This is a genomic window from Enterobacter sp. R-1.6.2 (genome assembly GCF_035064085.1).
Lineage (GTDB): Bacteria > Pseudomonadota > Gammaproteobacteria > Enterobacterales > Enterobacteriaceae > Enterobacter > Enterobacter asburiae_B.
The window spans coordinates 1-1530 of record NZ_JASEYI010000087.1 but is presented as its reverse complement, the minus strand read 5'-3'; the positions used below and the strand labels follow the sequence as shown (position 1 = coordinate 1530).

The 1530-nt window shown below is 47.1% G+C and carries 2 protein-coding genes and 2 pseudogenes; 2 read left to right on the top strand and 2 right to left on the bottom strand.

All coding sequences use genetic code 11. The annotated features are described in order from the left end of the window. Both QMN93_RS25845 and QMN93_RS25840 read left to right on the top strand, forming a co-directional pair. Positions 1–356: pseudogene (locus QMN93_RS25845) on the top strand (hypothetical protein); the annotation flags it as partial. Then, a complete protein-coding gene (locus QMN93_RS25840) occupies positions 328–792 on the top strand; it encodes a tail fiber assembly protein (RefSeq protein ID WP_193138978.1) in 465 nt (154 codons plus the stop codon). The pseudogene QMN93_RS25845 and the gene QMN93_RS25840, both read left to right, overlap by 29 nt. Here the strand turns inward: QMN93_RS25840 and QMN93_RS25835 are convergent. Then, positions 773–1204: a tail fiber assembly protein gene (locus QMN93_RS25835; protein WP_193138979.1), complete on the bottom strand. Its 432-nt coding sequence runs from the start codon at positions 1202–1204 to the stop codon at positions 773–775. The two genes, QMN93_RS25840 and QMN93_RS25835, sit on opposite strands and share 20 nt — an antisense overlap. Positions 1205–1206: 2 nt before the next feature. Next, positions 1207–1530 (bottom strand): annotated as a pseudogene (locus tag QMN93_RS25830) (hypothetical protein); the annotation flags it as partial.

Genomic DNA, 1530 nt, shown 5'->3' with positions numbered 1-1530 from the left:
ACCTTGGTTTGGGAACAGCGGCAACGAAGAATGTCGGAACAGGTACCGGACAGATACCTGATATGTCCAGTTTTACCAACTCGAGTGGGTGGCAAAAATTGCCTGGTGGGAAAATATTACAGTGGGGAAAAGCAGGTTTTCCTGTGGGGCAAACACAGATTTCAGTACCATTCCCTATCAATTTCCCGAGTGTGGTAAGCAATATCCAGCTTACATTTGCCGATATTAACTTTTCTGGTGGAACCCCCACGCCAACTTTAGCAGTGGTGAATAATACCGTTAACGGCGCAGGATTTGGGGCATACATGTCCGGTGCTGGCGGTTTCAATGCATACTTTTTTGCTATTGGGAGTTAACGTGAACACATATTTTTATAGCGCTAAACACAACAGCTTTTTCCCGCTTGAGCTTAAAGATGATTATATCAATGGCATCGGTTGGCCAGAGGATGCAGTCGAGGTAACAGAACAGGTATACAGCGAATTTACGGGTGAGCCACCAAAAGGACAAAAAAGAGTTGCAGGAAAGAATGGATTGCCTGAATGGGAAGACATTCCGCCCCCAACCCATGAAGAAATTGTGGCGCATGCGGAGGTTGAAAGGCAGAGCCGAACTGATGCTGCAAACGACTACATAAACAGCAATCAATGGCCGGGAAAAGCGGCCATGGGCCGCCTGAACGATACAGATAAGGCGAAATATAACGCCTGGCTGGATTACCTTGACAGTATCGTAGCCGTTGACGTTTCAACTGCTCCGGACCTTAACTGGCCTACACCACCGGGGATGTAGGCCACCCGATATTAGGTGCGCTGGAGGTATCAACGGCCTCTAGTGCATCAAGATAATCCAGCCACAGATTATATTGCGTAAGATCATCCCCCTTCAGTCTCCCGATAGCAGCCTTACCAGGCCATTGCCTGCTGTTCATAAAATCGTTCGCTACTCCAATACGATTTTTCCTTTCAACTTCGGCCTGAGCTACATTCTCATCGTGAGTCAGTGGCGGCGTTTCTCCCCATGCAGGCATACCATCAGCACCAGCGATTAAAATTTTCCCTTTAGGCGGATCTGCCGAATACTTTTCATGAATATCGTCGGCTACTTCAATGGCATCATCTGGCCATGTACCAGCGGCATCATAATCATCTTTCCAGCCGAAGTAATAAAACGCATTATTTTTAGCGCTGTAGAAATATTTCATGGTCATTTCCCAATAGCGAAAAACATTGCGCGAGTGCTTGTAATACCACCCGCGATAGTTGTAATTAGCGTTACCACCGCATCAAAGCCAGTCAGCGACTGGTTCTCGCAACTCACAGCTGCCTGAACATAGTTTTTCTTGGTAGCGAACACAGCAATCAATCGCGAAGGGAAGGCCTGAGGGAACGTAATGGGGGTTGTTACACCCGTACCGACAGTGGTCGAGTTATTCACTAATCGGTTAAAAGCCATGAGTTTATATCCACCAGGAAGCGTGTAAACAACAGTTTCTGTATCTGGTTCACTGATCGAGTATTGCAAACCAAC

What these genes read in the sequence shown, in the direction of transcription:
- QMN93_RS25840 (WP_193138978.1), top strand. Translation starts at nt 328, where the DNA reads ATGCATACTTTTTTGCTATTGGGAGTTAACGTGAACACATATTTTTAT.
- QMN93_RS25835 (WP_193138979.1), bottom strand. Translation starts at nt 1,204, where the DNA reads ATGAAATATTTCTACAGCGCTAAAAATAATGCGTTTTATTACTTCGGC.